The organism is Lichenibacterium minor, assembly GCF_004137685.1.
Taxonomy (GTDB): domain Bacteria; phylum Pseudomonadota; class Alphaproteobacteria; order Rhizobiales; family Beijerinckiaceae; genus Lichenihabitans; species Lichenihabitans minor.
In genome coordinates this window covers 107118-129108 of the sequence record NZ_QYBB01000003.1, presented here as the reverse complement: position 1 = coordinate 129108, position 21991 = coordinate 107118, and the positions used below count along the sequence as shown (strand labels likewise).

Genomic DNA, 21991 nt, shown 5'->3' with positions numbered 1-21991 from the left:
GCTTTAGTACCCCAGCGCGATGCCGTCCTTGCGGTGGTCCGAGCCGCCGAACAGGGCGCCGCGGGCCTCGTCGATCAGCACGGACTGGCAGCCGCCGATGGGCGTCGTCTGCACCGCGATGACGTGGCCGCGCGCGCGGAGGTCCTCGACCACGTCGGGCCGCAGCGTCGGCTCCACCTGCAGCACGCCCTCCGTGGCGAAGGTGCGCGGCGTGTCGCTGGCGTCCTGCGGGTCGAGGCCGCGGCCGAGGACGTTGCTTAGGAAGTCGACGTGGCCCGTCGCCTGGTACTGCCCGCCCATCACGCCGAAGGGCATCACGGCCCGCCCGTCCCGGCACACCATGCCGGGGATGATCGTGTGCAGGGGCCGCTTGCCCGGCGCGATGGAATTGGCGTGGCCCGGCGCGAAGCGGAACGACAAACCGCGGTTGTGCAGCAGGATGCCGCTCGCCGGGACGTAGATGCCGCTGCCGAAGCTGTTGAAGATCGAGTTGATGAAGGACACGCAGTTGCGGTCCCGGTCGACCACCGACAGGCACACCGTGTCGCGGTGCGGCACCTCGTCGGAGAACACCGGCGGCTGGGCCCGCCGCCGGTCGATGCGCGGCAGGATGCTGTCGGCCCAGGCGTCCGACAGCAGCGCCTCGACCGGCACCGCCACCTGCCGCGGGTCGGCCAGGTAGGTGTCGCGCGCCAGGTAGGCCGCCTTGGTGATCTCGGCGAGGAGGTGGACGCGGTCGGCCTCGGTGGCCGACGCGAGGTCGAGCTTCTCGGCCAGGCGCAGCATCATCAGCGCGATCAGCCCCTGGCCGTTCGGCGGGCACTCGTACACGTCGTGGCCCCGGAAGCGCGTCGCGATCGGGTCGACCGCTTCGGCGCGCTGCGCGTCGAAGTCCGCGGCCGTGTGCAGCCCGCCCAGGGACCGCAGCTTCGCCACGATGCCGTCCGCGACCTCGCCCTCGTAGAAGCCGGCCCGGCCCCGGCGGGCGACCGCCCGAAGGGTTTCGGCCAGGGCCGGCATGCGGAACAGGTCGCCCTCCGCGGGCACCCGCCCGCCCGGCAGGAACCGGTCGCGCGCGTCGGCATCGGCTTCGAGCCGGGCCGTGTTGTTGATCCAATCGAAGGCGACCCGGGGCGTCACGCGGAAGCCCTCCTCGGCGATGCCGATGGCCGGGCGCAGCAGCTCATCCAGCGGCTTGGTGCCGTGGTCGGCGTTGAGCTTCACCCAGGCGTCGACGCAGCCCGGCACCGTCACGGCATGGGGCGACGTCGGCGCCGGGGCGGTGATGCCGCGCTCGGCGAAATGCTCCGCCGTGGCGGCGGCGGGCGCCCGGCCCGAGCCGTTCAACGCCACCGGCAGGCCGCCGCGGGGGGCGAACAGGGCGAAGCAGTCGCCGCCGAGCCCCGTCATGGCGGGCTCGACCACGCACTGCACCGCCACGGCCGCGATGGCGGCGTCCATGGCGTTGCCGCCGGCCTTGAGGGTCTCGATGGCGGTCAGGGTGGACAGCGGGTGCGAGGTCGCCGCCATGCCGTTGGAGCCCACGGCGAGGGAGCGGTCGATGGGGTTGAAGGGGCGCAAGGGCAGGGGCTTTCGGCTGGAGCGGGTCGGCCGGGAGTTTAGATCCGGCTGGCGTCCTGTCCAGCGGATCGCATGCAATCACGCCGCCGCACGGCGACCCCGGACGAAGCGCCACCGGCGCGCGCGCGGGCGCGGGAGCTGTCGCGGCTCGCCTCGGCTCGCGCCACCCCCTCCGGGTTTCTGTCTTTGCGGGCCTCTTCACGCGATCGGGCGGCTCGACCCGATCGCGATCTGCCCTAAACTGGCGCCACGACGGAGGAGCCGACGTCCATGACCGACCTCGACGCCCGACGCGCCGCCTTCCGCGACCTCCACCGGGCGGGCTGCTTCGTCCTGCCCAACCCGTGGGACGGCGGCACGGCGCTCCGTTGCGCGAAGGCGGGCTTCCGGGCCCTCGCCTCGACCAGCGCCGGCGCCGCCTGGGTGCTGGGGGTGGAGGACGGCGCCATGGGGGTCGATCAGGTGCTCGACCACCTGCGCTTCCTGTGCGGCGTCACCGACCTGCCGGTGAACGCCGACTTCGAGGCGGGCTTCGCCGACACGCCGGACGGCGTCGCCGCCAACGTGGCGCGCTGCGTCGGCACCGGCGTCGCCGGCCTGTCGATCGAGGACCGCGCCGGTGCCGCGCTGATCCCCGTCGAGGCCGCGGTGGCGCGGATGCGGGCCGCCCGCGCCGCCGTCGACCGCACGGGCGCCGACGTGGTGCTGGTCGGCCGCTGCGAAGCCTACCTGATGGATCCGCTCGACATGGGCGAGGTGGTGCGCCGCCTGCGGGCCTACGGCGAAGCCGGGGCGGACTGCCTCTACGCCCCAGGCCTGAGGACGCTCGACGCCGTCGCCCACCTGGTCCGCGCCGTGGACCTCCCGGTCAATGCCAACCTCACCGGCACGGGCCTTTCGGTCGCCGAGATGGCAGGGGTCGGCGTGCGCCGGGTCAGCGTCGGGGTGGCGCTGGCCCAGGCGACCTACGGCGCCTTCGACGGTTTCGTGGGCCGGCTCGCCGCCGAGGGGCGGCTGCCGTGAGCGGTCAGTCCTGCGCTTCCCGCGCCAGCAGCGCCCGCTTGCGCTCGACGCCCCAGCGGTAGCCCGACAGCCCGCCCCCGGTCCTGACCACGCGGTGGCAGGGGATCGCCACCGCGATGGCGTTGGCGGCGCAGGCGCCCGCGACGGCGCGCACGGCCTTGGGCGTGCCGAGCCGCTCCGCCACCTCGGCGTAGCTCAGCGTCGTGCCGGCGGGGATCGAGCGCAGCGCCTGCCACACGCGCTCTTGGAAGGCCGTGCCGCGAATGTCGAGCGGCAGGGCGAGCCCCGTCCGCGGCGCCTCGACGAGGCCCACCACGGCGGCGACGGTGGCTTCGAAGCCGGGTTCGCCCCCGACGAGCGTCGCCGCGGGGAAACGGTCCTGCAGGTCCGCCACGAGCGCGTCCGGGTCGTCGCCGAGCGTGATGGCGGCGACGCCCTTGGCGGTGGCGGCCACCAGGACGGCGCCGAGCGAGCACTGGCCCACGGCGAAGCGCAGGGTTTCGCCGCCGCCGCCGCGCCGCCGCGCCGAGGGCGCCATGCCGAGCCGGGCCGGGGCCGCCGCGTAGAAGCGGCCGCTGGACCCGAAGCCGCCCTCGTAGATGGCTTCGGTCACGGTGCCGGCCCCGGCGAGCGCTTCCGCGGTGCGTGCCGCGCGACGCGCCGCCGCATAGGCCTTGGGGGTCACGCCGAGCTCGGCCTTGAACAGGCGGTGGAAGTGGAACCGGCTGAGCCCCGCGTCGCGCGCCAGGGCGCCGAGGTCGGGCGCGTCGTCGGCGGCGTCCGACGTGGCGTCGATGGCGCGGCAGGCGCTGAGCACCAGGGCCGCGCGGCGCTCGGCCTGGGCTTCGTCGTCCGGCCGGCAGCGCAGGCAGGGGCGGAAGCCGGCGGCCCGCGCCGCGGCGGCGTCGGCGTGGAAGGCGACGTTGCCGCGCTTCGCCGCGCGGGACGGGCAGGACGGGCGGCAGAACACGCCCGTGGTGCGGACGGAATAGACGAAGGCGCCGTCCGCCGATGCGTCGCGCGCCGAAACGGCGGCCCAGCGGGCGGCGTCGGAGTCCGGGATGGTCTGCGGCAGGGGCATGGGGCGGCTCCGGGCGGAGAGTTCGTCGGGGACCGGCATAGGGCACGCCGCTCGCCGTCGCACCCCGTCCCTTGCTGTCGAATCCGTGTTCGGCGGACGGCGACGAGGCACGGGCCCGCGACGGCCAGCCCGGCGCGCCGCGGCGACCGCAGGACCGTCGACCGGCCGAGGGCGGAGACGGGGTTCAGCTTTCGCCCTCGACCTGCTATCCCGTCCCGACCCCGTCCGCGCCGAGGCCGCGATGATCAGACTGTCCAACGGCCACGCCCTCGACCACGTCGTGTCGAGCGGCTCGCTCGCCTTCGACGGGCGCGGCTGGCCGTGGCAGCGCGCCATGGTGGCGTCGGGCCTCATCCGCCCCGACCTGTTCACCGTGGTGCTGAAGACGCTGACGCGCCATCCGCGCGAGGGCAACCTCAAGCTCTACAAGCCCTGGACCTGCGTGCGCCTGGTGCCCGGCGGCTCGGTCAACAAGGTCGGCCTGACGAACCCCGGCTTCGACTGGTGGCTCCGCGATGTCGCCCCGAAGCTCGACTACGGGCGCGTGAAGACCGTGGTGTCGATCTTCGGCGACGACGACGAGCTCGGCGAGATGGCGGCGAAGCTCGACCGGTTCCCGCTGGCGGCGCTGGAGGTCAACCCGTCGTGCCCCAACACCGGCCACGCGCTCGGCAACGCCGGCCAGGTCGTCGCGGGCGTCGACGCCGTGAAGCGCGTGTCGCGCCATCCCGTCATCGTCAAGGTGTCGACGAGCCAGGACTACCTCGCCATCGCGCGCGGGCTGAAGGGCCTCGCCGAAGCCATCGCGCTGAACAGCGTGCCCTGGGAACAGGTGTACCCCGACGGGCGCAGCCCCCTGTGGCGGCTGGAGAAGCGCGTCGGCGGGGGCGGGGGCGGCGTGTCCGGCCGGCCCGCGCAGGCGCTGAACTGGCGCGCCGTGCGCGAGATCGCGGAAGACGGCGCGCTGCCCGTCATCGCGCCCTCGGTGATGCAGTTCGACGACCTCGAGCGCGTTCGCGCGCTCGGCGCCCGCGCCGTCGGCTACGGCGCCATCCATTTCCGCGCGCCCTGGCTGCCCACCCGCATCGTCAAGCGCGACCTGGCGCGCCGCGCCGCCACACCCCTCGCCGAAAGACAGGCCGCTTGACCACCGAACCCCGCACGATCCGCCTCCGCGCCCCCGACAACTGGCACGCGCATTTCCGCGACGGCCCGATGCTCGATTTCCTGGTGCCGGTGTTCCTGGACAGCGGCTGGCGCCGCCGCATCGTGGCCGAGCCCAACATCACGCCGCCCGTGCTCACCGGCGACCGCGCGGTCTGGTATCGCGACGCCATCCTGGAGCGCGCCCGCGCCCACGACCCGGCCACGACGGTCGATCCCGTGATGACCATCCAGATCACGGAAACCACGCCCGGCGCCACCGTGCGCGACGCGCGATCGAAGGGCGTCGGCATCGGCAAGGTGTATCCCTTCATGGTCACCACGCATTCCGGCAACGGCGTGCAGGACTACGACAAGATTTACCCGGCGCTCGAAGCCGCGCAGGACTGCGGGCTCATCGTCCAGTTCCACGGCGAGCACCCGAGCGACGACATCGAGGGGCTGAACAAGGAGGCGGGCTTCACCGCCATCCTCGACCGCATCCGCGCGCGCTTCCCGAAGCTGAAGCTGACGATGGAGCACATCACCAGCCGCGCCGCCGTCGACTGGGTGAAGGCGCAGGGCGACGGCGTCGGCGCTTCGGTCACGGTGCACCACCTGTTCACCACGGTGGACGACGTGCTCGGCTATTCGAAGGCCAGCGGCGGGCTGATGCGCGTCCACCACGGCTGCAAGCCCCAGCCGAAGTGGCGCGACGACCGCGCGGCGCTGAACGAGGTCGTCCTGTCGGGCCACCCGCGCTTCTTCTACGGCGGCGACGACGCCGCCCACCTCCGCCGCCGCAAGGAGGCCGAGGGCTCGGCCTGCGGGGTGTGGAACACCATGGCGGCCCTGCCGCTGCTGGTCGACCTGTTCGACCGCGAAGGCCAGCTCGACCGCCTCGACCCGTTCCTGAGCGAACACGGCGCGCGCTTCTACGGCTACGACCTCAACGCGGAAAGCGTGACGCTGGTCGAGGAGCCCTGGGTGGTGCCCGCCGAGGTGGAGGCGACCGGGATGGGCGACAGCGTGGTGCCGATGTGCGCCGGCGAAACGCTGAAGTGGCGGGTGAGGGCGTGAGCGGGCGCGACTTCCGCGCGCTGCTCGACGCGCGCTGGGACGCCGGGCTGTTCGTTTCGGTCGGGCTCGATCCCGACTGGGACCGGCTGCCCGCCTCGCTGCGCGCCGCCGCCGGCGCCGAGCCGTCCGACGACGCCAAGGCCGGGGCGGTGCTGCGGTTCTGCACCGCGATCGTCGACGCCACCGCCGACCTCGCCTGCGCGTTCAAGCCCAACGCCGCCTTCTTCGAGCGCTTCGGGGCCCCCGGGGTCGCGGCGCTGGGCGCCGTCATGCGCCACATCCGGGCGGCGGCGCCCGACGTGCCGGTGATCTACGACGCCAAGCGCGGCGACATCGGCTCCACCAACGCCGGCTACGTCGAGGACGCCTTCGACCGGCTCGGCGCCGACGCCATCACGGTGCACCCCTATCTCGGCGCCGAATCGCTCCGGCCGTTCCTCGACCGCGCCGACCGCGGGACGATCGTCCTCGTCCGCACCTCCAACCCCGGCGGCGGCGAGTTCCAGGACCTCGCGGTCGGCGGCGAGCCGCTGTACCGCGCCGTGGCGCGCCGCGTCGCCGACCATTGGAACGGGAACCGCAACTGCGCCGTCGTGGTCGGCGCCACCTATCCGGCCGAACTCGCCGCCGTGAGGGCCATCGTCGGCGACATGCCGATCCTCATCCCCGGCGTCGGCGCGCAGGGCGGCGACGTGCGCCTCACCGTCGAGGCGGGGCGCGACGCGCGCGGCCGCGGCATGGTCGTGAACGCGTCGCGCGGCATCATCTACGCGGGTGCGGGCGCGGACTTCGCCGATGCCGCCCGCGCCGAAACCCTGCGCCTCACCGGCGAGATCCAGAGCTTCAACCGATGACCCTCGACGCCGACCCCCTCGACCTGATGCGCGACGCCGGCGCCTTCTACGAGGCGCCGCGCGACGCCGCGGGCCGGCGCGCCGGACCGCTCGTGGGCTACGCCGGCAAGGACGCGGCGGGGCGGCAGTACGTCGGCGAAGTCTACGTCAACTTCGCCCGGGCGGAGCGGCGCCCGGCGCTGCTGCAGGTGTTCGCGCGCCGGCTGCTGGCCTTCGCGGAGGGCCGTGGCATCGACGTCGCGGGCGCGGCCGGCTTCATCGGGGCGCCCGAGGGCGGCAAGGCCTTCGCCTACCAGCTCGCGCTCGAAGCGGGGCGGAGCTACATCTACCCCGAGAAGAAGGTGACGGCCGCCGCCTCGGCGACGGCGCGCGAGAGTTCCGACATGGTGTTCTCGCGCCACGAGCCCGAGCGCGGCGAGCGCTGGTTCATCGTCGAGGACGTGTGCAACAACTTCTCGACGACCGCCAAGCTGGTGGCGCAGATCGAAGGCTACGGCGCCCAGGTCGCCGGGATCCTGTGCTTCCTCAACCGGTCGGAAACGGTCGGCGACGCCTACGAGCCGCGGGCCGGGCAGGTGCTGCCGGTGGTCGCCGTGGTGCGCAAGCCCTTCGGCCAGTTCGCCCAGGACGATCCCGCGGTGGCGGCGGACGTGTCGGCGCTGAACGTGGTTTGGAGCCCGAAGAAGGACTGGCCGCGCCTCGCGGCCGCGATGGCGGGCGCCGGGCCGGGGTAGGGGGCGCCGACCGGTCTCCCGCCGACGCTTTCCACCCCCCGATGGTGTCCTTTTCGGCGCGCGCGTGGCACAGGGAGCGGCCAGTCGAGACGCCGCGGGACCACGCTCATGTCGCTCAAGGGACGATCCATCCTCGAAGCCGGGATCTTCACGCCCGAAATCTTCGCCGAACTGGCCGACCGGACCACGCGCCTGCTCGACGCCCGGCCCGAGCCGATCTTCCGCGACGAGGCCGTGGTGATGCTGTTCTACCAGCCCTCCACCCGCACCCGCATGTCGTTCCAGCTCGCCGCCATCCGCCTCGGCGCGCAGGTGATCTACACCGAAGACGCGGGGAAGTTCTCCTCGGCCGCGAAGGGCGAGATCCTGGAGGACACGACCCGCATCGTCGGCGGCTACCGGCCCAAGGCCCTGGTGCTGCGCCACCACGACGAGGACGCGCCCTATGTCGTGGCCCGCAACTTCGAGCGGCTCGGCCTCGACGTGCCGGTGTTCAACGCGGGATCCGGCGCGGGCCAGCACCCGACCCAGGCGGTGCTCGACCTGTACACCATCGAGCGCGAGCTCGGCCGCACGTCGGACGTCGAGATCGCCTTCGTGGGCGACTGCCGCTACAGCCGGACCGTCCGTTCGCTGGTGACGCTGCTGATCCAGTGCCCCGGCGCGAAGGTGCATTTCGTGTCCGTGCCGGAGTTGCGCGTCGGCGCCGACGTGCGCGACGCGCTCGACCGCGCGGGCGTGCCCTACACCGAAACCGACGACTGGTCGGACCTCGTGCCGCGGGTCGACATCCTGTACATGACCCGCCCCCAGAAGGAGTGGTTCACCGACGAGGCCATGTTCCAGTCCGTCAAGGACCGTTTCGTGCTCGACCTGCCGACGGCGAAGCGCATGCGCGCCTCGGCGCGCATCCTCCACCCGCTGCCGCGCAACGAGGAGATCGCGCTCGACGTGGATCCGCTGCCGCAGGCAGCCTATTTCCGCCAAGCCGACTACGGCCCGCCGCTCCGCACCGCCCTCTTCCAGATGGTGTGCGGCTGATCGCCCCCGACCTCCCCGACACACCGCCCCCGATTCGCGCCCAGAAGGACCGCAGGATGCCGTCAAGCCCCGACGTCAAGGACCCGAGCAACCCGAAGAACCTGCCCCGCGTCGTGGTGATCGGCGCGGGCTTCGGCGGCCTGTCGGTGGCGCGCGGCCTGAACCTCGCGCCCGCCTTCGTCACCGTCATCGACAAGACCAACCACAACCTGTTCCAGCCGCTGCTGTACCAGGTGGCCACGGCCGCGCTGGCGCCGTCCGACATCGCCGTGCCGGTGCGCGGCCTCTTCACCGACATGCCGCGCGTCGGCACGCTGATGGGCGAGGTCGAGGGGGTCGACACCGAGCGCAAGGTGGTCCGCGTCAAGGGGACGCCCGAGATCCCCTACGACTACCTCGTCATGGCCACGGGCTCGGTTTATTCCTGGTTCGGCCACGACGAATGGGCGGAACACGCCCACGTGCTGAAGACGCTCGACCAGGCGCTCGCGCTGCGCTCCTCCTTGCTCGCCGCCTTCGAGTGGGCGGAAAGCCGGACCGATCCGAACGAGATCCGCAAGCTGCTGACCTTCGTGGTGGTCGGCGGCGGGCCCACGGGCGTCGAGATGGCGGGCGCCATCGCGGAACTCGCCCATTCGACGCTGGCGCGCGATTTCCGCCGCATCCAGCCGACCTGGGCCCGCATCGTCCTCTGCGAAGGCGGCCCGAGCCTGCTGGCGGGCTTTCCGCAGCACCTGTCGGACTATGCGCGCCGCCACCTCGAGGACCTCGGGGTCGAGGTGAAGACCGGCTGCCAGGTCGAGGCGGTGGACCGGGACGGCGTGGTGGCGGGGGGCGAGCGCATCCTGTCCGCCAACGTGCTCTGGGCCGCCGGCACGGCCGCCACGCCCGTCGCCGACTGGCTCGGCGCCGAGAAGGGCAAGGGCAACGCCGTCCGCATCGACGAGCATTGCGCCGTGATCGGCCACCCGGACGTCTACGCGGTCGGCGACTGCACCTACATGGAGGACGGCCGCGGCCGCCGCCTGCCGGGCGTCGCGCCCGTCGCCAAGCAGCAGGGCGAGCACGTCGCCAAGGTGCTGATGCGCCGCCTCATCGGCGAGCCCCTGCCGGCGCCGTTCGCCTACGACGACCAGGGCCAGATGGCCATGGTGGGCCGCTCGGCCGCCATCGCCGACCTCGGCAAGATCAAGATGACGGGCGTCATCGGCTGGCTGCTGTGGAGCATCGTCCACCTGTTCTTCCTGATCGGCGCGCGCAACCGCATCACCGTCTACCTGAACTGGGTCTGGGCCTGGCTCACCTATGGGCGCGGGGCGCGGCTGATCACCTCGATCCGGCCGCAGACGCGCGAAGAGTTCGGCTATCTCGACTCCGTCGCCGACCACAGGCAGGCGCTCCGGGTCGAGTGACCGGGCCGGCGCCCGCCGGCGCCGCTTCTCAGTGGAACCCGGCCTGCATGGCCGGGGCGCTGCCCGGGATCGTGGTCGACAGCGAGGCCGTGCGGGTGGGCGCCGCGGCCGGCGCGGGCCGCGTCCGCGCGACGCGGCGGGGGGCCGGCGCCACGTCGGGCGCCGCCGCCACGGCGGGAGGCTTCGGAGCGGGCTTCGCCGGCTCCTTCGGCGCCGGCAGGGCCGCGACCGCCGGGTGGGGCCGGGAAGGCCGCGCCGGGGCGGACTGTGGCGGCACGGCCGCCGCCCGCACCGCGGCCGGGGCGGGACGCACCGCCGCGGTGTCCTTCTTCGCCGGGCTGGGGACCGTCGCCGATGCCTGGGCGGTGGAGGCGGCCTTCGCGGCCGCCGGTGCCGCGGGCGCGGCCTTCGCGGGGGCCGGCGGGTGGGCGCCGGCCGTCGCGACCGGGGAGGGGGTGGACGCCGCCGCCTTGGGGGCGCCGGCCTTGTGCGCCGCCGCGGCGCGCGGCCGGCGGCTCCTGGCGGGAGCCGCCCCGGGCGCTTCGCCGGCCGGTTCGCCCGCCATGTGGTCGGTCGACAGGTAGCCCTTGAGGCGGCACAGCATGTCGCAGTCGCCCGCCTCCTGGGCGACGGCCGCGGTCGCCAGCAGCAGGCAGATCGCCGCGGCGCCGCCGCGAAGGTAGCCAGTCCTCATCGTGTGCCGGTCCGTCGTTCGTGGTCCGGTCATCATGGCGGGCGGAGTGGTTAAGGGGGCCTGAAGTCCGGTGCGTCGGGGGAAGCGCCAGCGTGGTGGACCCGTCGCGTCCGGCCCGCGCACCGCCGAAAGGGCGTGCCGCGACGCCTTTCGACTCTGGTCCAGTCGTCGAGCGTCGTCGCACAATGGAATAATTACAAAACATAGTGTGGTGGTTCGCCGCCCACCGCCGTCGCTTCAATTGACCGGCGCGGAGCCCCGTCGCTATACACGGTCTCAGCCAGTCGGACTGCCCGACATCGCCGGATCGACGCTCACCGGAGCGCATCCGGCCTCGTGAGCTGCCCGAAGAGACGATCCAGAGGACCCGATCATGCGCCTTCATCCCCCGCGCGTCGCCGTCGCGGCATGCCGTGCGGCCGTGTTCGCTTCCGCCCTCGCCGTGTCCGCCCCGACCGCGGGCTTCGCCGCCGACGGCGGCACGTTGACGATCTACAACAGCCAGGACGAGGGGCCCGTCGAAGCCCTGGCCGCCGCCTTCGAAGCGAAGACGGGCGTCAGGACGTCGATCCGCAACGGCGGCGCGCCCGCGCTCGCCCGGCAGATCGTCGACGAGGGCGACCACACCCCGGCCGACATCTTCTACGCGGAATATTCCACGGCGCTCGTCACCCTCGCCGACAAGTCCATGCTGGCGCCCCTGGGTCCGGAGGTCACCGCGGCGATCCCGTCGCAATACAGCGGCGCCCATGGCGACTGGGTCGGCGTGACGGCGCGCTCCTTCGTGATCCTGTACAACAGGAAGCTCATCGCAGAGGACAAGCTGCCGGCGTCGATCCTCGACCTCGCCAAGCCGGAATGGAAGGGCAAGTTCGCCTTCAACCCGCGTGCCGCCGCCTTCCTCGAACTCGTCGTCGCGGTCGAGAAGCAGAAGGGGGCCGACGCCGCCAAGGCCTGGCTGTCCGGGCTCAACGACAACGGCAAGGCCTACCCCAAGAACACCGCCATGGTGCTGGCGGTCGACCGCGGCGAGGTCGAACTCGCCATCAACGCCGACAATTATTGGCAGGCGGTCGCCAAGGAGCGCGGCGCCGACACGCTCGACGCGCGCGTGCACTACATCGGCGCCAAGGATCCCGGCGCGCTGCTGACGGTGTCGGGCCTCGGCATCCCGAAGTTCGCGCCCCACAAGGCCGAAGCCGAACGGTTCGCCGCCTTCGCGGTCAGCGACGAGGGCCAGAAGGTGCTGGCCGAGGCCGCCGGCGACGTCCCGTTGCGCCTGGGCGTCGCGTCGCCCGTGGCCCTGAAGGGGTTCGACAAGGCGCAGGCTTCCCCCGTCACGGCGGCCGAGATCGGCGATGCCGCTTCGGCGTTGAAGCTCGAGCAGGCCGTCGGCATCAACTGATGGCCGAAACGGCGCTTCGGCCCTCCACCTTCGGTCGACGCGGATCCTCCGCGCCGCCCTTCTGGCTCTGGGTGCCCATCGCCGTCGTGGTGTCGCTGGCCCTGCTGCCGCTCGCCTACGTGGCCTGGCAAGCGGCTTCCGTCGGCCCGAGCGGCACGGCGGCCCTGCTGTTCCGCCCCTTCGTGGCGAACCTGCTGGTCAACACGCTGACCCTGGCCGTGACGGTGACGGCCGGCGCGCTCCTGATCGGCACGGCGGCGGCCTGGCTCGTCGAACGGTCCGACCTGCCGGGGCGGCGGCTGTGGCGCGTGCTGGTGCCGCTGCCGCTCGCCATGCCGGCCCTGGTGTCGGCCTTCGCCTGGCTGTCCCTGACGCCGCGCGTCGAGGGCATGGCGGGCGCCGTCCTGGTGCAGATCCTCGCCGAATACCCGCTGGTCTACCTGCCCGTGGCGGCGGCGCTGGCCGGCATGGATCCGGCGCTGGAGGACGTGGCGCGCTCGGTCGGGCACGGCCCTTGGCGCATCTTCGGCCGGACCGTGCTGCCGCAGCTCGGGCCGGCGCTGGCGGGCGGGCTGCTGCTCGTCACGCTTCACATGCTGGTCGAGTTCGGGCCGCTGGCGCTGCTGCGCGTCGAAACCTTCACCACCGCCATCTACGAGGCCTACGAGCTGTCCTACGACGGCGCCGCCGCCGCGATGCTGTCGGCCGTGCTGATCGTGCTCTGCCTCGGCGTGATGGCGGCGGAGCTGGCGCTGCGCGGCCGCCGCCGCTTCGCCCGGCCCGCGTCCGGCGCCACCGCGCCCCACGTCCGGGCCCGGCTCGGATGGACGGCGGTGCCGGCCGCGGCGGCGCTCGCCGCGCTGATCGTCCTCGCGCTCGGCGTCCCGGTCGCCATGCTGGGCTACTGGCTGGTGCTGGCGCGCCACGCGCCCCTGCCCTGGGACAGGGTGATGTCCGCGGTGGGCGACTCGGTGGAGCTGTCGGCCGCCGGCGCCGCCGTCACCACGGCGGCCGGGCTGCTCCTCGTGCTGGCCGCGTTCCGGCGGCGGGGCAGGGCGGCCGTGCTGGCCGAGCGGCTCCCCTTCGTGGTGCACGCGCTCCCGGGCCTCGTGGTGGCGCTGTCGCTCGTGTACTTCTGCCTGCGTACGGCGCCGTTCCTGTACCAGACCATGGCGCTCCTGCTCGTCGGCTACGCCATCCTGTTCCTGCCGCTCGCCCAGACGGCGCTGCGCCCCGCGGTCGAGCAGGTGCCCCCCGCCATGGAGGAGGTGGCGCTCGCGCTCGGCCGCGCCCCCTGGCGCGTGCTGTTCAGCGTGACGCTGCCCAACATCCTGCCGGGCCTCGGCGCCGCGGCCCTGCTGGTGTTCATGCAGCTGATGAAGGAGCTGACCGCCACGCTGGTGTTGGCGCCGACCGGCATCCACACGCTGTCGATCGAGCTGTGGCGGCAATCGTCGCAGATGAAATACGGCGCGGCGGCGCCCTTCGCGGCGCTGCTGGTCCTCGTATCGGGGGTGCCGGCCTATTGGGCGACGGTGCAGCTGCAGAAGCGGCGCGGCAGGTCCTGAGCCGCGGCTCGAAAGGCCTTGGCGTTTCGCGGGTTTCAGGGCAGAGCCGTGGAATCGTCGTCGCGGGGCTCCGCCCCGCACCGGCCGAAGGCCCCTGGCCCTCGGCGACCGAGCCGCCGGGGTTCGCCATCTCCAGCTTCGCACTCCAGGTTTCGGGACTCGCCAAGTCCTACGGCGAAGCGCCGGTGCTCCGCGACGTCGACCTCGCCGTGGCGCCGGGCGACATCGTGGCGCTGCTCGGGCCCTCCGGCTGCGGCAAGACGACCCTTCTGCGCCTCGTCGCGGGCTTCGACCGCGCCGACGCCGGCTCGGTCGCGCTCGCCGGCCGGCCCGTCGCCGACGGCCCTCCGGGGGAGCGCGGCTGCTGGGTGCCGCCGTTCCGCCGCGGCATCGGCTACGTGCCCCAGGACGGCGTGCTGTTCCCCCACCTCGACGTCGCCGCCAATGTCGGCTTCGGCCTGTCGCCGGCCGGCCGCCGCTCGGGCCGCGTCGAGGCGATGATGGAGCTCGTCGGCATGGCGGGCTTCGGCCGCCGCATGCCGCACGAACTGTCCGGCGGCCAGCAGCAGCGGGTGTCGATCGCCCGCGCCCTGGCGCCCGAGCCCGCCCTGGTGCTCCTCGACGAGCCCTTCAATGCGCTCGACGCCCACCTGCGCCGCACGCTCTGCGCCGAGGTCCGCGCCATCCTCAAGCGCAACGGCGCCGCCGCCCTGATGGTGACGCACGACCGCGACGAGGCCTTCTCGGTGGCGGACGAGATCGCCGTCATGCGCCGCGGCCGCATCGTGCAGCGCGGCACGTCCGCCGACTTCTACCGCTCCCCCGTCGACCTCGACACGGCGCGGCTCGCCGGCGCCGCCATCCACCTCCCCGGCACGCTCGCCGGCGAGGCCGCCGACACGGCGCTCGGCCGCGTGCCGGTGCGCAACCCGCATGGCGTCGCCGACGGGCCGGCGGCCCTGATGCTGCGCCCCGAGCAGGTCGTCGAGGCTGCCCCGGGGCAGGGCGCCCGCATGACGGTGCGCCGCTCGGCCATGCTGGGCCCGCTCACCTGGCTGGACCTCGAGGCGGCCGGGGGCACCGTCGCGCTCCAGGCGTGCTGGCTCGCCGCGGCGCCGCCCGAACCCGGGACCGAGATCGGCGTCCGCATCCACGGCGACGCCCTGGTGTTCCCGCCCGAAGCGCCCTGAGGCCGGCGGCCGCGCTGGCCGGCACGGTGCGGCGTCGGACGATGGCGTTGAACTTGAACGCGGCTATTCGCGTTGGGAGGCTCGGGCATTCACGCCGGAGACCAGACCCATGAAGATCGTCGCCACCCTCGCATTCGCCGGCCTCGCCGGCCTGTTCCTCGCCGGCAGCGCCGAAGCCATGCCGCTGGCCCCCGCCGGCGTCGCCAAGGCCCCCGTGGTCGACGTGGCCGTCGTCATCACCAAGACGGTGCGCCGCGGGCCGTTCGGCGGCCGTCGCGTCGTGAAGCGCGTCGTGCGCCGGGGCCCGATGGGCCGCACCGTGACGACCACCCGCACCGTCCGCTGACACCCGTCGCGCGCCGGCCTCGGCCCGGCGCGCGCCACCCCGTCCCAAGACCCTCCCTCCAGGTTCCGCCACCATGACGACGACCGAGCCGAACCCGCGCCGGGACGCCCTCAGCGGCGATGGGGACGGCTCCGTGCCGGGCCAGCGCCAGCGCAACGCGCGGCTGATCCTGTCCGCCTCGCTCATCGGCCTCGGCGTCTGGACCATCCACGACTTCCTGCCCGCCCTCGCCTGGGCGGCCATCCTCGCCGTCGCGTTCTGGCCGCTCTACGAGAAGGCCGAGCGCCGCTTTCCGCCCGGCAAGCATAACGTGCTGCTGCCGGGCCTCTTCACCCTCTGCATCGGGCTCCTGTTCGGCCTGCCGCTCGCCATCGTGCTGTTCGAAGTCGTGCGCGAGTTCCATTCCGTCCTCGACCTGTACCGCCAGGCGACGACGTCGGGCATCCCGGTGCCGGACTTCATCTCGCACCTGCCCTTCGGCGGCGATGCCGTCACGCATTGGTGGCAGGACAACCTCGCCAACGGCGCCCAGACCCACGGCATCGCCGAGCGGGTCAACAAGGCCAAGGCGGCCGAGATCGGCCGCAACGTGGGGGGACAGATCGTCCACCGCACCGTGCTGTTCTTCTTCGCCCTGATGACGCTGTTCTTCCTGTTCAAGCAGGGCAAGGACGTCGTCCGGCAGTGCCTCGACGCCAGCAACAAGGCCTTCGGCGCCAAGGGAGAACGCGTCGCGCGGCAGATGGTGGCCTCCATCCACGGCACGGTGGACGGCCTCGTGCTGGTCGGGCTCGGCGAGGGCTTCCTGATGGGCATCGCCTACGCGTTCGCCGGCGTGCCCCATCCGATCCTGTTCGGGGCGCTGACGGCGGTGGCCGCCATGGTGCCCTTCGCCGTCACGGTCGTGTTCATCCTGGTCGGCGCCGTGCTGGTGGCGCAGGGGGCCGTGGTGGCGGCCCTCCTGGTCGTGGTGGGCGGCAGCATCCTCGCCTTCCTGGCGGACCACCTGGTCCGCCCGGTCCTCATCGGCGGCACGACGCGGCTTCCGTTCCTGTGGGTGCTGTTCGGCATCCTGGGCGGCGTCGAAACCTGGGGGCTGGTGGGCCTCTTCGTCGGCCCGGCCCTGATGGCGGCCCTCGTGCTGCTGTGGCGGGAATACACCGAAGGCCGGCAGGCGCAGGGCCGCGTCGCCGACGCCAAGCCCGACGCGCGTCCCGTCGCCGGCGGCGGCCTCGCCCGGCAGAACTGAAGGCCGCTACTCGGCGCCTTCCACGATCACCACTTCGCCGATGCCGGCCGGCTTCCGGACCGCCACGGCGGCCTGGTATTCGGGGGAATGGTAGTAGGCCAGGGCGGCCTCGTAGGACTCGGCCTCCAGCACCACGTTGCGCGGCCTCCCCTCGCCCTCGACGGCGGTGCTGCGCCCGCCGCGCGCCAGGGGCTTGACGCCGTGGATCCTCATCGCTTCCGACGCCATCGCGGCGTAGGTCTTGTAGGCGTCCGGGTCCGTCACGGTCATGCGGACGATGATGTAGCCCTTGGGCATCGAAGCGGCCTCCTCGCCTGGGCCCCGCGGAAGCGGGGCAGGACCTCTTAGGACCCCGCCCCGCGCGCCGTCAAAGCGGTGCGCCCGTCACATCACCACGACGCGCGTGCCGACGCGCACGCGCCCGTACAGGTCGGTGACGTCCTCGTTGCGCAGGCGGATGCAGCCCGACGACACGTTGGTGCCGATCGTGTCCGGCTCGTTGGTGCCGTGGATGCGGTACAGGGTCGAGCCGAGGTACATGGCGCGGGCGCCGAGCGGGTTGGCGAGGCCGCCGTCCATGTGGCGCGGCAGGTCCGGGCGGCGCCCCAGCATCTCGGCGGGGGGCGTCCAGTCCGGCCATTCGGCCATGCGGGTGATCGTGTGGGTGCCCGACCACAGGAAGCCGGGCTTCGCCACGCCGATGCCGTAGCGCAGCGCGTGGCCGGCGCCCTCGACGAGGTACAGGAACTTGTCGGCCGTATCGATCACCACCGTGCCGGGCGCTTGGCCGCCCGAATAGGCGACCTCCTGCCGACGGTAGACTGGGTCGAGCTCGGCCCGGGGCGCTTCGCCGTAGGCGGCCGGCACGTAGGCGGCGCGCGGCGCGCGGCCGTAGCCGGAACTGACCGGGCTCGCGCCGCCGAAACCCACGCTGTCGTAGCCGCTCGGCGCCGGGCCGCGATAGGCCGGGGCGGCATCGGCCGGTTCGGCTTCCGCGGCATACGCGCCGCGGCCGCGGGGGGCCGCGCCTTCCGGCGGGCGGGCGTGGGTGGCGAGGCTGGAACGCCCGTCCGGCCCCTGCACGGGCGCGACGCGGGCCGGGAAGTAGGGCGGCGGAATCCGGGGATGCGCGGCCGGGCGGCTCTCGTTGCCGGTGATCATGTACTGCAGCCTGCCGCCGCCGTAGTCGCCCTGGGGCGGCGGGGGCTCGGTGCCCTGCGACCAGGCGATGGGCGTCTGCTCGTCCGGGTTCGGGATGTACACGTCGACGCCCGTGCCCGGCCCGATGCCCGGGATGCCCACGGCATGCGGGACGTGCTGCCCCGCTCGAACACCGCTCGCCGAAGCAGCCGACAGCGCCGCCAAGCCCAGCAGGACGTAGCCGCTCGAAACAACGAAACGCTTCATGGAAATCGTCCGGAGCGAAGAGGTTGGGTCTTTCAATTCCGAACAATACACGGATATCGCCGTTCAGTATTAACTACCCGAAACCATGGTTACGGATCGGATAAACTGAATCGGACGTTAAGCGGCGTGGTCAACGCGGGGTAAAGCGGGCGGGCGGCGCCACCGCGCCGGCAGGTGGTCGAGCGCCAGGCTGCGCAGGCCGGCGAGGTCGAAGGCGGCCGCGAGCCCCCCGTAGACCAGCGCGCCGAGGCCGACCTGCACCAGCAGCGTCGTCAGGCCGGGCTCCATCCCGCGCAGCGGCAGCACCGCGCCCGCCATGGCGAGCGAGCCGAGCAGCGTCACGGCGAGGTCGCGGGGGGCCGGCCAGGACGCGCCGACGAGCGACGCCGCGGCGACCAGCGCCAGAAGCCCGGCGCCCAGCGCCGCCGACAGCGCCACCGCGTAGCCGATCGCCCCCGCGCCGGCCGGCATGGCGAAGCTGAGGGCGACGTTGGCCAGCGCCGCGACGGTGGCGGTGGCGATGAGGGGCCGCGTGCGCTTGCGGATCTGGAACACCGGATGCACGGCGTAGTGGATCAGCGGATAGCAGAAGAAGCCGGGCAGCAGGTAGGTGAAGAACTGGGCGAAGGGCCCGCGGAACTCCGGCGGCACCACGAGCTGCTGGAACGACGGCATCACCAGGTAGGCGCCCACGCAGGTCGGGGCGAGGATCGCCACCACCACGCCCATGTTGCGGCCGATCTGCCGCGCCGAATGGTCGGCGCCGTGGGTTTCGTCGGCCCGCACCGCGATCTGGAACAGCAGCACGTCGAGCGTCGAGCCGATGGCCAGCACGACGCGGATGCCGAGGTCGTAGGCGAGCGAGAATTGGCCCGATTCCGCGAAGCCGAAGCGGTGCGCGATCAGGGCGCGGTCGACCAGCGGGATCACCTGGTAGAGCATGTTGGCCATGACGATCGGCAGCGCGTAGCGCAGCGCCTGGGCGGCCAGGCCGCGCCGCGCCGCGCGCGGGGCCGACCCGCCGTCCGTCAACGCGCGGCGGGACGCCAGCAGCGACCCCGTCATGGACAGGCACAGGCCCGTCAGCGCCATGGCGGCCGAGCCGAACCACCACGCGCCCCCCACGGTCAGCGCCAGGGACAGCGCGTTCTTGCCCATGATGATGCGGGCATAGAGCCCGTCCATGAAACGGGCCCGCACCAGCGCGGTGTTGTAGTCGAACAGGCCGTTGGCCACGGCGGCGCCGACCGCCAGCGCCACCAGAGGGCGCGACAGCGGCACTTCGATGCCGCTGAGCAGGAAGAACACGGCGGCGGCGCTGAGGACCGCGATCAGCCCGGCGAAACTGGCGTCGAGGGTGGCGCGAAGCTCCGGCCGCTCGAGCCGCGCCCGCTCGGAATAGAAGCGCGTCGCGGCGAGGCGCAGCCAGTCGAACATCAGCGTCTGGATGACCTGGCCGACCGCGAGCGCGAGCGCCATCCGGCCGTATTCGGCCGGCCCGAGGAACCGGGCGAGCAGAAGGCCGATGACGAAGTTCATCAGCGTGTTGCTGATGAAAGGCAGGATGATCTTCATGCGTCGGTCAGGGCCACGCGGAACCCGGTCCGCCGGGTGTCACCCTGGTCCGCAACGGTCAACAAAGCGTGTCAGGACGCCGGATCGCGCGGGGACGACGGCGCCTGCGCGTTCTGGCCGAGGTGCGGCTCCAGCGTGCCGCCGGGGCTCAGCCGGTCGACGAGGCCCGGCAGCACCTTCGCCAGCAGGCCGGACAGCTGGTCCGGCTGCACGCCGTAGTGCTGCGCCATCTCGCCGAGCTTGCCGTGGCCGATCGCCTGGGCGATCCCGTCCGCCGTCACGGGCTGGTTCGGGCCCGCGCCGAGCCAGGACTGCACCTGCTCGCCGTAGCCCGCGCCCTGCAGCTTGCCGACGATGCCCTGCACGCCGCCCGCCTGCTGCAGGGCGTTCTGCGCCATCGCTTCGGCGCCGCCGTGCTGCTCGATGAAGTCGCCCAGCATGCCGCCGAGGTTGCCGAAGATGCTCATGGTGGTCCGCCAGGTTCGACCGATGCCCGCGTTCTAGGGCCGTTGCGGGAGCCGCGCAAACGCGGAAGCTGTCCCGTGTAGCGCCCGGCGGCGGCCGGCCCGGGTGCGGCCGATGCCCGAGGGGGGCGTCTCTTGAATACAACGCGGGCCCGGCACCTGCGCGCGGAAGGGCCAGCGCCCATTCCTCCCGCGGCGGCGTTGACGCAGGATGGGGCCGCCATGCCGTGTCGCCCGCTCCGCTCCATCCCGCCTGCCTCGGCGCTCCTCATGCTGGCCGCCCTCGCGCCGGCCCGCGCCGACGAGGCCGGGCCCTTCCCGTTCCTGCCGTATTTCGCCCAGGACCTGCCCACGGTCGGCATGGCCACGCTCGACGCCAAGGGGATCGGGCTGAAGTCCGACGACAGCGACGCGGTGTTCCACATCGGCGGCCGGCTGCACGAGGACGTCGGCGCCGCAAGGCTCGCCCCGAAGCAGACGTTCGCGGCCCTGTCGGCGGACGGCGCGGTGCGCCGCGCGTGGTTCGAAGCCAGCCTCAAGCTGCACGACGTGCTGGTCGCCTTCCAATACGACCTCGCGTCCGCGACCCGCCCGGTGGACGACGCCTACGTGTCCTACAGCCCGGTGTCCGGGTTCCACGTGGTGGCGGGCAACTTCAAGGAGCCGTTCAGCCTGAACCAGCTCGAAAGCAACAACACCACGCTGTTCACCGAGCGCTCGCTGCTCGACACCTTCTCGCCCCAGCGCGACGTCGGCCTCGGCCTCGGCGGCAACGGCGAGCGCTGGACCCTGATGGGGGGCGTCTTCGGCGGCACGCCCGTGGCGACCGGCGTGAGCAGCTTCGGCATCGCCGGCACGGCCCGCGCCACCTATGCACCGATCCTCGACGCCGTGCAGGTGCTGCACTTGGGCGTCGCCGGCTCCTACCGGGCGCTCGACCGGGGCGGCACGGCCCTGTCGTTCAGCGACAAGCCGGAAGACTACCTGTTCAACAAGTCGCTGGTGTCGACCGGCACGATCCGCGACGCCGATGCCGTGGGGCGCTTCGGGCTGGAAGGCGCCTATCAATACGGTTCCGTCCGCGTGCAGGGCGAATATGCCCTCACGTCCGTGACGGGCGCCGGCGCGCCGGACCGCACGTTTCAGGCCGGCTACGCGGAGCTCGGCTGGGTGGTGAACGGCCCGGGCCGCCGATACCGCGTCGAAGCGCCGGGCGCCTCCGAATACGCGATCTTCGACGGCGTGAAGGTGCCGGAAGGGCGGCGCGTGTCGCGGGGCGGCTTCGGCGTCTTCGAGCTCGCGGCCCGCGTCAGCGCGATCGACCTCGCGTCTGGGCCGGTCCGCGGCGGGGCGGAGCACGACGCGAGCCTGGGGGTGAACTGGTATCCCGACGACGACGTCCGCGTCATGGCCGATTACGTCCACGCCCGCGCCGACCCGTCGGCGGCGTCCGTCACGGGACGTCCGGTGAGCAGCGACCTCGTGGTCGGGCGCTTCCAAGTCTACTGGTAGGTCCCGGACGTGCGACCGCCGGGCGTCACACCACGACGAGCCTCGGCTTGCGGTCGATCGCCTGGAGCACGCGGGCGAGGTCCGGGCCGCGCTTGAGGATCAGCCCCGTGGCGGCCACGACCGAATAGGCGCCCTGGCGCCGCGCCAGCGCAGGGTCCTTCTCGACGCGGTACAGCGGCACTTCGGACGCGCGGCGGTAGATGGAGAAGACGGCCTTCTCGGGCAGGAAATCGAGGGCATAGTCGCGCCATTCGCCGTCGGCGACCCGGCGGCCGTAGACGTTGAAGATTTCGCGCAGCTCGTGCCGATCGAAGGACACCACGGGCGCGGCCGGCACGAAGGCGGGTTCGGCGGCCGGCGGGGGCGCCCGCCGCGACGGGAACGGGGCCACCGATCCGCCCTGCTGCTTCGCCTCGTCCGGCGTTTCGCCCTGGCTCATCCCGCGCTCCCCCTTGGAGAGCACGAGAATGGCCCCGGCGGCGGCCCGGTTCAAGCCTGCGGATCCGGGCCGGGGCGCCGTCTCTTTTCCGCCGCGATCCGCCTTGCGGTCGGGGAAACGAGCGTCGATATGAGCCGTGCCCCTGGCGCTTCGTCGCGGGGGCGGGGCTCGGCACGGCCGGCCCGCATCGGCA

The 21991-nt window shown here is 73.2% G+C and carries 21 protein-coding genes; 13 read left to right on the top strand and 8 right to left on the bottom strand.

All coding sequences use genetic code 11. The annotated features are described in order from the left end of the window. Positions 1–3 precede the first annotated feature (3 nt). Positions 4–1581 (bottom strand): gamma-glutamyltransferase family protein, encoded by a 1578-nt coding sequence (locus tag D3273_RS04735; RefSeq protein ID WP_245500992.1) that lies wholly within the window; start codon positions 1579–1581, stop codon positions 4–6. 270 nt (positions 1582–1851) lie between these two features. Between D3273_RS04735 and D3273_RS04730 the strand changes: the two genes are divergently transcribed. After that, the gene (locus tag D3273_RS04730) at positions 1852–2604 is read left to right on the top strand and encodes an isocitrate lyase/PEP mutase family protein (protein ID WP_129224010.1); all 753 of its coding nucleotides are present in this window, start codon (positions 1852–1854) and stop codon (positions 2602–2604) included. A gap of 4 nt (positions 2605–2608) precedes the next feature. Here D3273_RS04730 and ada read toward each other — a convergent pair whose 3' ends face one another. Further along, on the bottom strand, positions 2609–3685 hold the full coding sequence (gene ada, locus D3273_RS04725) for a bifunctional DNA-binding transcriptional regulator/O6-methylguanine-DNA methyltransferase Ada (RefSeq protein ID WP_245500991.1): 1077 nt from the start codon (positions 3683–3685) through the stop codon (positions 2609–2611). Positions 3686–3926: 241 nt separating this feature from the next. On the opposite strand from ada, the gene D3273_RS04720 reads away from it, so the two are divergent. From D3273_RS04720 to D3273_RS04695, 6 genes are all read left to right on the top strand, one after another. Further along, a complete protein-coding gene (locus D3273_RS04720; RefSeq protein WP_165359377.1) occupies positions 3927–4832 on the top strand; it encodes a beta/alpha barrel domain-containing protein in 906 nt (301 codons plus the stop codon). Beyond that, entirely contained in the window at positions 4829–5908 is a 1080-nt protein-coding gene (locus D3273_RS04715; protein WP_165359376.1) for an amidohydrolase family protein, read from the top strand. The genes D3273_RS04720 and D3273_RS04715 overlap by 4 nt, the downstream gene beginning before the upstream one ends. Then, positions 5905–6762 (top strand): orotidine-5'-phosphate decarboxylase, encoded by an 858-nt coding sequence (pyrF, locus tag D3273_RS04710; RefSeq protein ID WP_207210684.1) that lies wholly within the window; start codon positions 5905–5907, stop codon positions 6760–6762. Before D3273_RS04715 ends, pyrF begins: the two co-directional genes overlap by 4 nt. Beyond that, positions 6759–7496 carry a hypothetical protein gene (locus D3273_RS04705; RefSeq protein WP_129224003.1) on the top strand — a complete coding sequence of 246 codons (738 nt, stop codon included), beginning with the start codon at positions 6759–6761 and terminating at the stop codon, positions 7494–7496. Before pyrF ends, D3273_RS04705 begins: the two co-directional genes overlap by 4 nt. Before the next feature lie 108 nt (positions 7497–7604). Further along, positions 7605–8537: an aspartate carbamoyltransferase gene (pyrB, locus tag D3273_RS04700; protein ID WP_129224001.1), complete on the top strand. Its 933-nt coding sequence runs from the start codon at positions 7605–7607 to the stop codon at positions 8535–8537. A gap of 56 nt (positions 8538–8593) precedes the next feature. After that, on the top strand, positions 8594–9949 hold the full coding sequence (locus tag D3273_RS04695; protein WP_129223999.1) for an NAD(P)/FAD-dependent oxidoreductase: 1356 nt from the start codon (positions 8594–8596) through the stop codon (positions 9947–9949). 28 nt (positions 9950–9977) lie between these two features. Here D3273_RS04695 and D3273_RS04690 read toward each other — a convergent pair whose 3' ends face one another. Beyond that, entirely contained in the window at positions 9978–10643 is a 666-nt protein-coding gene (locus D3273_RS04690; protein WP_129223997.1) for a hypothetical protein, read from the bottom strand. Positions 10644–11016: 373 nt separating this feature from the next. On the opposite strand from D3273_RS04690, the gene D3273_RS04685 reads away from it, so the two are divergent. The 5 genes from D3273_RS04685 (at position 11017) to D3273_RS04665 (ending at position 16401) form a co-directional block, all read left to right on the top strand. Further along, positions 11017–12048 (top strand): extracellular solute-binding protein, encoded by a 1032-nt coding sequence (locus D3273_RS04685; RefSeq protein WP_129223995.1) that lies wholly within the window; start codon positions 11017–11019, stop codon positions 12046–12048. 71 nt (positions 12049–12119) lie between these two features. Then, positions 12120–13616 carry an ABC transporter permease gene (locus tag D3273_RS04680; protein ID WP_245500990.1) on the top strand — a complete coding sequence of 499 codons (1497 nt, stop codon included), beginning with the start codon at positions 12120–12122 and terminating at the stop codon, positions 13614–13616. A 185-nt stretch (positions 13617–13801) separates the two neighbouring features. Beyond that, entirely contained in the window at positions 13802–14806 is a 1005-nt protein-coding gene (locus D3273_RS04675; protein WP_207210682.1) for an ABC transporter ATP-binding protein, read from the top strand. 109 nt (positions 14807–14915) lie between these two features. Further along, positions 14916–15152, top strand: coding sequence for a hypothetical protein (locus tag D3273_RS04670; protein ID WP_129223991.1), 237 nt, complete (start codon positions 14916–14918; stop codon positions 15150–15152). Between the two features lie 73 nt (positions 15153–15225). Beyond that, entirely contained in the window at positions 15226–16401 is a 1176-nt protein-coding gene (locus D3273_RS04665) for an AI-2E family transporter (RefSeq protein ID WP_129223989.1), read from the top strand. Between the two features lie 6 nt (positions 16402–16407). On the opposite strand, the gene D3273_RS04660 is transcribed toward D3273_RS04665, so the two are convergent. The 4 genes from D3273_RS04660 to D3273_RS04645 form a co-directional block, all read right to left on the bottom strand. Next, entirely contained in the window at positions 16408–16698 is a 291-nt protein-coding gene (locus tag D3273_RS04660) for a DUF1330 domain-containing protein (protein ID WP_129223987.1), read from the bottom strand. Between the two features lie 87 nt (positions 16699–16785). Continuing rightward, complete coding sequence (locus tag D3273_RS04655) at positions 16786–17562, bottom strand: L,D-transpeptidase (protein WP_129224225.1); 777 nt, start codon at positions 17560–17562, stop codon at positions 16786–16788. A gap of 363 nt (positions 17563–17925) precedes the next feature. Then, entirely contained in the window at positions 17926–19383 is a 1458-nt protein-coding gene (locus D3273_RS04650; protein WP_129223985.1) for a lipopolysaccharide biosynthesis protein, read from the bottom strand. Positions 19384–19454: 71 nt separating this feature from the next. After that, positions 19455–19850, bottom strand: a complete 396-nt coding sequence (locus tag D3273_RS04645; protein WP_129223983.1) for a YidB family protein — start codon at positions 19848–19850, stop codon at positions 19455–19457. Between the two features lie 219 nt (positions 19851–20069). Here D3273_RS04645 and D3273_RS04640 point away from each other — a divergent pair, with 219 nt between their 5' ends. Further along, complete coding sequence (locus D3273_RS04640; protein WP_129223981.1) at positions 20070–21359, top strand: OprO/OprP family phosphate-selective porin; 1290 nt, start codon at positions 20070–20072, stop codon at positions 21357–21359. Between the two features lie 25 nt (positions 21360–21384). Here D3273_RS04640 and D3273_RS04635 read toward each other — a convergent pair whose 3' ends face one another. Continuing rightward, positions 21385–21798 carry a DUF2794 domain-containing protein gene (locus tag D3273_RS04635; RefSeq protein WP_129223979.1) on the bottom strand — a complete coding sequence of 138 codons (414 nt, stop codon included), beginning with the start codon at positions 21796–21798 and terminating at the stop codon, positions 21385–21387. Positions 21799–21991: the final 193 nt, after the last annotated feature.

Coding starts and splice junctions, on each gene's coding strand:
- D3273_RS04730 (WP_129224010.1), top strand. CDS start 1,852: ATGACCGACCTCGACGCCCGACGCGCCGCCTTCCGCGACCTCCACCGG.
- ada (WP_245500991.1), bottom strand. CDS start 3,685: ATGCCCCTGCCGCAGACCATCCCGGACTCCGACGCCGCCCGCTGGGCC.
- D3273_RS04720 (WP_165359377.1), top strand. CDS start 3,927: ATGATCAGACTGTCCAACGGCCACGCCCTCGACCACGTCGTGTCGAGC.
- D3273_RS04705 (WP_129224003.1), top strand. CDS start 6,759: ATGACCCTCGACGCCGACCCCCTCGACCTGATGCGCGACGCCGGCGCC.
- pyrB (WP_129224001.1), top strand. CDS start 7,605: ATGTCGCTCAAGGGACGATCCATCCTCGAAGCCGGGATCTTCACGCCC.
- D3273_RS04695 (WP_129223999.1), top strand. CDS start 8,594: ATGCCGTCAAGCCCCGACGTCAAGGACCCGAGCAACCCGAAGAACCTG.
- D3273_RS04690 (WP_129223997.1), bottom strand. CDS start 10,643: ATGAGGACTGGCTACCTTCGCGGCGGCGCCGCGGCGATCTGCCTGCTG.
- D3273_RS04685 (WP_129223995.1), top strand. CDS start 11,017: ATGCGCCTTCATCCCCCGCGCGTCGCCGTCGCGGCATGCCGTGCGGCC.
- D3273_RS04670 (WP_129223991.1), top strand. CDS start 14,916: ATGAAGATCGTCGCCACCCTCGCATTCGCCGGCCTCGCCGGCCTGTTC.
- D3273_RS04665 (WP_129223989.1), top strand. CDS start 15,226: ATGACGACGACCGAGCCGAACCCGCGCCGGGACGCCCTCAGCGGCGAT.
- D3273_RS04660 (WP_129223987.1), bottom strand. CDS start 16,698: ATGCCCAAGGGCTACATCATCGTCCGCATGACCGTGACGGACCCGGAC.
- D3273_RS04655 (WP_129224225.1), bottom strand. CDS start 17,562: ATGATCACCGGCAACGAGAGCCGCCCGGCCGCGCATCCCCGGATTCCG.
- D3273_RS04650 (WP_129223985.1), bottom strand. CDS start 19,383: ATGAAGATCATCCTGCCTTTCATCAGCAACACGCTGATGAACTTCGTC.
- D3273_RS04645 (WP_129223983.1), bottom strand. CDS start 19,850: ATGAGCATCTTCGGCAACCTCGGCGGCATGCTGGGCGACTTCATCGAG.
- D3273_RS04640 (WP_129223981.1), top strand. CDS start 20,070: ATGCCGTGTCGCCCGCTCCGCTCCATCCCGCCTGCCTCGGCGCTCCTC.
- D3273_RS04635 (WP_129223979.1), bottom strand. CDS start 21,798: ATGAGCCAGGGCGAAACGCCGGACGAGGCGAAGCAGCAGGGCGGATCG.